The sequence below is a fragment of the Streptomyces sp. NH27 genome (genome assembly GCF_056859195.1).
The window spans coordinates 1-8,285 of record NZ_JACEGK010000353.1 but is presented as its reverse complement, the minus strand read 5'-3'; the positions used below and the strand labels follow the sequence as shown (position 1 = coordinate 8,285).

The 8,285-nt window shown below is 74.1% G+C and carries 6 protein-coding genes and 1 pseudogene; 6 read left to right on the top strand and 1 reads right to left on the bottom strand.

The window, feature by feature from the left end; translation table 11 throughout:
- Positions 1–229 precede the first annotated feature (229 nt).
- Together AC13HU_RS25385 and AC13HU_RS25380 are read left to right on the top strand one after the other, a co-directional pair.
- Complete coding sequence (locus tag AC13HU_RS25385) at positions 230–1,918, top strand: MFS transporter (RefSeq protein WP_483044260.1); 1,689 nt, start codon at positions 230–232, stop codon at positions 1,916–1,918.
- A 5-nt stretch (positions 1,919–1,923) separates the two neighbouring features.
- Entirely contained in the window at positions 1,924–2,553 is a 630-nt protein-coding gene (locus AC13HU_RS25380) for a TetR/AcrR family transcriptional regulator (RefSeq protein ID WP_483044259.1), read from the top strand.
- A 36-nt stretch (positions 2,554–2,589) separates the two neighbouring features.
- On the opposite strand, the gene AC13HU_RS25375 is transcribed toward AC13HU_RS25380, so the two are convergent.
- Entirely contained in the window at positions 2,590–4,623 is a 2,034-nt protein-coding gene (locus AC13HU_RS25375) for a thioredoxin domain-containing protein (protein WP_483044258.1), read from the bottom strand.
- Between the two features lie 171 nt (positions 4,624–4,794).
- On the opposite strand from AC13HU_RS25375, the gene AC13HU_RS25370 reads away from it, so the two are divergent.
- From AC13HU_RS25370 to AC13HU_RS25355, 4 genes and pseudogenes are all read left to right on the top strand, one after another.
- Positions 4,795–5,361, top strand: coding sequence for a Uma2 family endonuclease (locus AC13HU_RS25370; RefSeq protein ID WP_483044257.1), 567 nt, complete (start codon positions 4,795–4,797; stop codon positions 5,359–5,361).
- A 169-nt stretch (positions 5,362–5,530) separates the two neighbouring features.
- Positions 5,531–5,887, top strand: a complete 357-nt coding sequence (locus tag AC13HU_RS25365) for a YciI family protein (protein WP_483044256.1) — start codon at positions 5,531–5,533, stop codon at positions 5,885–5,887.
- Between the two features lie 192 nt (positions 5,888–6,079).
- Positions 6,080–7,504 carry an RNA polymerase sigma factor gene (locus AC13HU_RS25360; RefSeq protein ID WP_483044261.1) on the top strand — a complete coding sequence of 475 codons (1,425 nt, stop codon included), beginning with the start codon at positions 6,080–6,082 and terminating at the stop codon, positions 7,502–7,504.
- Between the two features lie 244 nt (positions 7,505–7,748).
- A pseudogene (locus tag AC13HU_RS25355) lies at positions 7,749–8,285 on the top strand (hypothetical protein); the annotation flags it as partial.

The following is an 8,285-nucleotide window of genomic DNA, read 5'->3' as shown; positions in this document are numbered from 1 at the left end:
TCGTCCACTACGTCGGCATCTCGCTGGTCGCCTACAGCCACAACTGATCCAGCCGGACCCGGTCCGGCCACCACCTCCCTGCCAGATCGGCTCCCCCAGAACCGACCCGCCGCACCCGCCACGCCCCGAACTCCCCGCCCACGGGAGTGCGGGGCTTTCGCATGTCCGGAGTGACAGCTACTATTTTTTAGTAGTCACTCTCATTTGACATCTACTCGCGGGAGATCTCGTGTCGGCACCGTCCGCAACACCCTCCGCAGCAGCGCCCCACACCCACGAGCCGGGCGCCGACCCCAGGAGATGGCTCGCGCTCGGCGCGCTGGTCGCCAGCACCCTCGTGCTCAGCTTCGACCTGACGATCCTCAACGTGGCGCTGCCGAGCATGGCCGGGCAGATCCACGCCGGGACCGGCGACCTGCAGTGGATCGTGGACTCGTACACCGTGGTCTTCGCCGCCGCGATGCTGCCCGCGGGCCTGCTCGGCGACCGGTTCGGGCGGCGCCGGATGCTGGTGGCCGGCCTGGTCGTGTTCCTCGCCGGCTCGATGATCGGCACCCTCGCGCACAGCCCGGGGCCGGTGATCGCGGCCCGTACCGTGATGGGCCTGGGCGGGGCGTTCGTGATGCCGCTGGCGCTGTCGGTGATCCCGTCGCTGTTCGGCCCGGCCGACCGGCCCAAGGCGGTGGCCATCACCAGCACCTCGATGGCGCTCGGCATGCCGCTCGGCCCGATCATCGGCGGCGCGCTGCTGGAGCACTTCTGGTGGGGCTCGGTCTTCCTGATCAACATCCCGCTGGTCGCGATCAGCATCGTGGCCTGCGTGCTGCTGCTCCCCGAGACCCGCGACCCGGCCGCGCCACGGGTGGACCCGGTCGGCACCGTGTGCGCGGCCGCGGGCCTAGGCGCCCTGGTCTACGGCATCATCGAGGCCCCCGACTGCGGCTGGGCCGACCCGCTGGTGCTGGGCTCGCTGCTCGGGTCGGTGCTGCTGATCGCCGCGCTGGTGCTGCGCGAGCGCGGGGTGTCGCGGCCGATGCTCGACCTGTCGCTGCTGCGGCAGCGCGGCTTCCTGTGGAACGCGGTGGCTGCGACCCTGGTCAGCTTCATCCTCACCGGCCTGCTCTTCGTGCTGCCGTCCTACCTCCAGACCGTGTTGGGCTACAACGCCTTCGGCACCGGCCTGCGGCTGCTGCCGATGATGGGCGGGCTGATGGTCGCCGCCCGGCTCAGCGCCGGCCTGGTACGGCGGTTCGGCCCCCGGCCGGTGATCGCCGGCGGGCTGCTGCTGCTCGCCGCGGCCGCCTTCCTCGGGGCCACCACCGGCAGCGGCGACGGCTACGGCGCCTGCGCGACCTGGCAGCCGATCGCCGGGCTCGGCTTCGGCCTGGCCATCGTGCCCTCGATGGACGGCGCGCTCGGCGCGCTCCCCCGCGACCGGGCCGGCAGCGGCTCGGGGCTGCTCCAGACGCTGCGGCAGACCGGCTCCGCGGTCGGCGTCGCGATCCTCGGCAGCGTGCTGGCTTCCGGCTACCGCGACCGGCTCGGCTCCACCCGGCTGACCGGCGCGGCGGCCCACACCGCACGGGACTCCGTGGTCGGCGCGCACCAGGTCGCCGCCAAGCTCGGCGACCGCGCGCTCGCCGCCGCCGCGGACCGGGCCTACGTCCACGGCATGGACCTGGCGATCGTGGTCTGCGGCGCCGCCGCACTGGCCGCGGCCGCGCTCGTCGCGGTCTTCCTGCCCGACACGCGCACGCCGGCGGTCCCCGGCAAGGTATCCGGCAAGGCATCCGGGAAGGCCGCGGACAACGCGTCCGGCCGGGCATCCGGCCAGGCCACCGCACCGGACGCACGGCAGGACGTACCGCAGGGCGCGCCCGCCCCCATGGCTCCCGGGGCCACCGATGCCCGACAATGAGCGGCATGTGCCCTCGTACGACCCCCACCGACGTGCCCGCGCCCGGCCTGCGGGAACGCAAGAAGGTCAAAACCCGGCAGGCCATCCGCACGGCCGCGTACCGGCTCTTCGCCGAGCAGGGGTACGACGCGACGCCGATCGACCAGATCGCCGCCGAGGCGGACGTGTCGCCCAGTACCGTCTTCCGCTACTTCCCCACCAAGGAGGACATCGTCCTCACGGACGAGTACGACGACGACATGGCGGGGGTACTGCGCACCCGACCGATGGACGAGCCGGCGCTGGCCTCCGTACGGCACGTCATGCACGAGGTGCTGGGGCGCATGCTCGCCGACCCGCGGGCGCGCGAGGAACTGGTCCGGCGCGAGGAACTGGTCCGGGACGTGCCGGCGATCCGCGCCCGCGCGCACGAGTCGATGTCCACGACCGGGCGGCTGCTCGGCGGCATCATCGCGGAGCGGACCGGGCGGCCCGCGGACGACCTGGAGGTCCGGGTCTTCACGACGGCGGTCTTCGGGGCGATCCACGAGACCACGATGTACTGGATCGAGCACCACCGGTCCGAGGACATCATCGCGCTGCTCGACCGCACCCTCGGGTTGCTCCGCCGAGGCCTCGACATTCCGCCGACCTGAACCACCCCGTGCCCGCGGGACCGGGGCACCGGGGGGTCAGGAGCCGCCTCGGAGTTGGGAGCGCAGGGCGCGCGGGTCGGAGGTGGGGGCGTCGCAGACGAAGCGGCGGCAGACGTATGCGGCGGCGCGCCCTGCCCGGGTCGGGCGCCCCCGCAGCAGCGGGAACTCCTCCGACCCTTCCTCCCCGATCGCCACTACGGCGCCGGGTGCGGCGCCGAGCAGCGCGGTGCGGTGCAACTCGTCGGTGAGAGGGTCACCGACCGCCCCGACGACAGCCACCTCACGCGGCCCGTCGAGCATCGCCTCGGCCACGGCGAGCCCCCATCCGACGAAGCGGGGCGCGCGGGCGGCCAGCGCCCCGACCACGCCGAGCGCGCGTTCCGCCGCGGTACGGTGCCGCTCGGAACCGGTGTGGGCGGCATACGACAGCAGAGCACCCGCCGCGGCGTTCCACCCGGAGGGCACCGCGTTGTCGGTCGGGTCCTGCGGGCGGCGGATCAGCACCTCGGCGTCGTCGGCGGTGTCGTAGAGCGTGCCGTCGGGCGCGGTGAAGTGCGCGAGCACCCCGTCCAGCAGCAGCCCCGCGAAGTCCAGCCAGACGCCCTCCCCGGTGGCGGAGGCCAGCGCGAGGAACCCCTCGGCGACGTCGCCGTAGTCCTCCAGCACGCCCGCGTTGGCGCCCGGGGCGCCGTCGCGGGAGGTGCGCAGCAGCCGCCCGTGGGGGTCGAAGTGGACGCGTACCAGCAGGTCGGCGGCGTCGACCGCGGCCTGCACCAGGTCGGGCCGGTCGAAGTAGGCACCGGTCTCGGCGAGCGCGGCGATGGCCAGCCCGGTCCAGGCGGCGACCACCTTGTCGTCCCGGCCCGGCCGGGGCCGCCGCGCCCTGGCGGTGAGCAGCCGGTCTCGTACGGACGCCACCCGGTCGGCGTCCACCACGCCGTTGCCCTGCGGGAGTTGGAGTACCGAGGCGCCTTCCTCGAAGGTGCCCCCCTCGGTCACCCCGAAGTAGCCGGCCGCGAACTCCCCGTCGGCGGTGCCGAGTTCAGCGGCGAGTTGGGCTGGCGTCCATACGTAGTAGGCGCCTTCGACGCTGTGGCCGGCGCCGTCGTCGCTGTCGGCGTCCAGCGCGGAGGCGAACCCGCCCTCGGCCGTACCGAGTTCGGCGACCATGAAGTCCGCGGTCTCCAGGGCGATCCGGCGGGCGAGGTCGGAGCCGGTGGCCCGCCACAGGTGCGCGTACACGCGGGTGAGCAGCGCGTTGTCGTAGAGCATCTTCTCGAAGTGCGGCACGCACCACTCGCGGTCCACGCTGTAGCGGGCGAATCCGCCGGCGAGTTGGTCGTAGATCCCGCCGCGGGCCATCGCCTCGCAGGTGTCGCGGACCATCCGCAGGGCGCCCTCGGCGCCGGTGCGGGAGTGGTGGCGCAGCAGGAACTCCAGCGCCATCGACGGCGGGAACTTCGGCGCGCCGCCGAAGCCGCCGTGTGTCGCGTCGTACGCCCGGGTCAGGCCGAGCAGCGCCCCGGCGAGTTCGCTCTCGCCCACGCCGCCGGACGCGTCGCCGTACGCCCCGGCCCGCTCGGACAGTTCGCGTACGATCCGGCCGGCCACCTCGCCGACCTCCTCGCGGCGCTCCCGCCACGCGGCGACCACGCCCTCCAGCACCTCCAGGAACCCGGGCATGCCGCCGCGCGGGGTGGGCGGGAAGTAGGTGCCGAAGTAGAACGGTTCACCCTCGGGGGTGAGGAACACCGTCATCGGCCAGCCGCCCTGGCCGGTGGCGGCCTGCACGGCCTCCATGTAGACCGCGTCGACGTCCGGGCGCTCCTCGCGGTCCACCTTGACCGCGACGAAGTGCTCGTTCAGGTAGGCGGCGACCGCCTCGTCCTCGAACGACTCGTGGGCCATCACATGGCACCAGTGGCAACTGCTGTACCCCACGCTCAGCAGCATCGGCACACCCCGCTTGCGGGCGGCGGTGAACGCGTCCTCCCCCCAAGGCCACCAGTCCACCGGGTTGTCCGCGTGCTGAAGCAGATAGGGCGACGTCGAGTCACCAAGTCGGTTCACCCGGCCACTTTCTCACGCCGCCACGACCGTCCGCGCCCGCCGACGTGGAGGTGTCGTGACAGCCGCTCCACGGCCCACCGTCACGCATCACCCATCACGCGTCCCCGGCCATTACGCTGGGCCTACTGCCGTCGGACGGCGTCGGAGACCAGGAGGACCGGTAGTTACACGATGAGTGCCGAGATGGTCGTACCCGCCTGGATGCACGAGCGGATCACCGCCGAACAGTACGACTCGTGGTCCGCCGAGCAGTGCGCGGGCATCGAAGTGGTGGACGGCATGGTCGTCGTGAGCCCGAGCGCATCCGTTCGGCACAGCCGTGTCGCCAGGATCATCGCGAACGCCCTGGACGCCGCCGCGGGCCCGGAGTGGAACGCGGACACCGACTTCGATGTGCGGCTCCAGGATGTGCCCCTGACCAACCGGCGCCCCGACGTGGTGGTGTACCGGGCGGACACATTCGACGAAAACCCCACCCGCCCGGAGCACGTACTGCTCGCAGTGGAGGTCGTCTCGCCCGGCTCGGAGACCACCGACCGGGTGGTCAAGGTGGCGCAGTACGCGCGCGCGGGCATTCCGTTCTACTGGCGGGTCGAGCAGACGCCGACGACCGTGGCGCTGGTCTACACGTATGTGCTGGACGCGGCGAGCGGGCGTTACCGGGAGGGCGACGTGTTCACCGGTGTGATCAAGGCGGCCGCCCCGTTCCCGGTCGAGGTCGACCTCCAAGCGGTCTGATCGCGGGCGCGCCGGAGCTGGTTCCGGGCGCGTGCCCGGCCTTCGACGACCGCCCGGAAAAAAACTTCGGCGGCCGTGTCGATTCCGGCTCGGCCCGCTCGACGCACTGGTGGGAGCGGGAAGAAGTCCCGCGGCCGGAGACTCTCCGGACGGATCGAAGGAGCACGAGATGCGTTACATGATGCTGGTCAAGATGGACCCCTCGAAGGCGCCCGCGGCGGGGCCGAGCGCGGAGATGATGACGGAGATGGGCAAGCTCGTCGACGAGATGGCCAAGGCCGGGGTGCTGCTGGACACCGGGGGCCTGCGGCCGGTCGAGGAGAGCACCGTGATCCGCCTGTCCGGCGGGAAGCAGACCGTGCTGGACGGCCCGTTCACCGAGGCCAAGGAGATCATCGGCGGCTACTGCGTCGTGCAGGTGAAGTCGCAGGAGGAGGCCCTGGAGTGGGCGTCCCGTTTCCTGGCGGTGCACGACGACGAGTGGGAGCTGTCGTCGGAGATCCGGCAGATCGTGGAACCGCAGTAGCGCGATCCGCGCGTCGGGGGGCGCCTGCTGTGCGCGGGCGCCCCCCGGCTGCTGTGATGGGGCGGTGTGACGGACGACGAGAGGCAGGCGCGGGCAGCGGTGGGCGGGCACGGGCAGTCCCGTACGGACCCGGGACCGGACGGCCACGGCCCGGGAGGAGAGGAAGCCCCCGGCCGGGACACGCATCGGACCGTGGCCGCGGTGTGGCGGATCGAGTCCCCGCGGCTGGTGGCCGGGCTGGCCCGGCTGGTGCGGGACCTGGACACGGCGGAGGAGCTGGCCCAGGACGCGCTGGTCGCCGCGCTGGAGCAGTGGCCGCGCGAGGGGGTACCACGCAACCCGGGCGCGTGGCTGATGACCACCGCCAAGCGGCGGGCGATCGACCAGATCCGCCGGGACGAGACGTTCGCCCGCAAGCTGCGGCTGCTGGCCCGCGAGCAGGAGACCGGGCCGGGTCCCGCGGACGTCGAGGAGGCGTTCGCGCGGGCGGAGGACCCGGAGGCGATCGAGGACGACCTGCTGCGGCTGGTGTTCACCGCGTGCCACCCGGTGCTGTCCCGCGAGGCGCGGGTCGCGTTGACGCTGCGGCTGGTGGGCGGCCTGACCACGGACGAGATCGCCCGCGCGTACCTGGTCGCGGAGCCGACGGTGGCCCAGAGGATCGTCCGGGCCAAGCGGACCCTGGCGAAGGAGCGGGTGCCGTTCGAGGTGCCGGACGGGCCGGAGCGGGCGCAGCGCCTCGCGTCGGTGCTCGAGGTCGTCTACCTGGTCTTCAACGAGGGCTACTCCGCGACCGCCGGCGACGACTGGACGCGGCCCGCGCTGTGCGAGGACGCGCTGCGGCTGGCCCGGGTACTGGCGGGGCTGATGCCGGCCGAGCCGGAGGTGCACGGGCTCGCCGCGCTGCTGGAGATCCAGGCGTCCCGGTCGGCCGCGCGCGGTGGCGCCGAGCCGGTGCTGCTGGGCGACCAGGACCGGGGGCGCTGGGACATGCTGCTGGTGCGCCGCGGGTTCGCCGCGCTGGCCCGGGCGAACGCCGCGGCGCGGGAGCGGGGCGTGGCGCCGGGGCCGTACGCGCTCCAGGGCGCGATCGCCGCCTGCCACGCGAGCGCGCTCGACGTGGCGGACACCGACTGGGACCGGATCGCCGGGCTGTACCGGATGCTGGCCGCGCGGACCGGCTCCCCCGTGGTCGAGCTGAACCGCGCGGTGGCGGTCGGCATGGCGCGGGGCCCGGCCGCGGGTCTGGAGATCGCCGACGCGCTCGCGGCCTCGGGTGCGCTCGCGGGCTACCACCTGCTGCCGTCGGTACGGGCGGACCTGCTGCTGCGGCTGGGGCGTACGGCCGAGGCGCGCGCGGAGTTCGCCCGGGCCGCCGGGTCGACCCGGAACAACGCCGAACGGGCGCTGCTGCTGCGGCGAGCGGCGGAGGCGGGCGGGGACGCGGTGGCCGGCGGCGATCCCGACGGGGAGGCGGACGCTGACGCGGACACGACGGCGGAAACGGGACCAGGACCGGGGCCGGGAACAGGCTCCGGCGCGGGAACGGACTCCGGTGCGCGAACAGGCTCCGGCGCGGGACCAGGCTCCGGCGCGGGGACGCGGACCGAGAGGTGACCTTCCGCTCCGCGGCGTCGTCAACGGCCTTGTGCCACAAGGTGGTTGACGACGGCCGGCCCGGACCGTGCGCGCACGCCCGTACCCGCCGCGGCGCGGTCCCGCCGTCGGCGTCGCGGGGTCCGCTCCGGGCGGTTGTCAACGGCGCACCGGCAACGGGGGGTTGAGGCGGGCCCGGTACGGGAACCTCCTACTACCCGTGGAGTGTCGTTCACCACGGGGGCCGGCGGTAAGGGGAGGGCATGTGGCGGAGTCGCGGATCGCGTTGCGGGCGGCGGACCGGGCCGAGGTGGAGCGGCTGCTGCGGCGGGCGGTGACCGAGCGGGGCACCGGCGCCGGTAGCGCCACGGGCGATACGCGGGCGCTGCTCGCGCGCGGCCGGAAGCAGCTGGACGACCTGGCGGGCGCCGCCCCGGAGGAGTACGCCGCCTACCGCGCGGCGCTGCGCGAGGGCCGGGCCGCCTCCAACGTGTCCGCGATGGCGCCCGGTTCGGTTCCCGGGCTGGCCGCGATCGTGGCCGCGGTGGTCTCCTTCGGCCTCGACCTCGGCCATGGGCTGTCGGCCGGCGCCGCCGTGGTCACCGGGCTCGCCACCGGCGCCGTGACCTTCTGCGTGGCGGCGCTGCGCACCCTCCGGGCGCACCAGGCGCTGCCGGCAGGCGCCGCGCAGGCCAGGGCGGCATGGCTGGCGGCGGTGGAGCAGCGCGGGATAGGGCCGTTCGTGCGGGAGACGCAGCCGTCCGGGCAGGTCGCCGGGCAGGTCGCCGGGCAGCGGACCGCC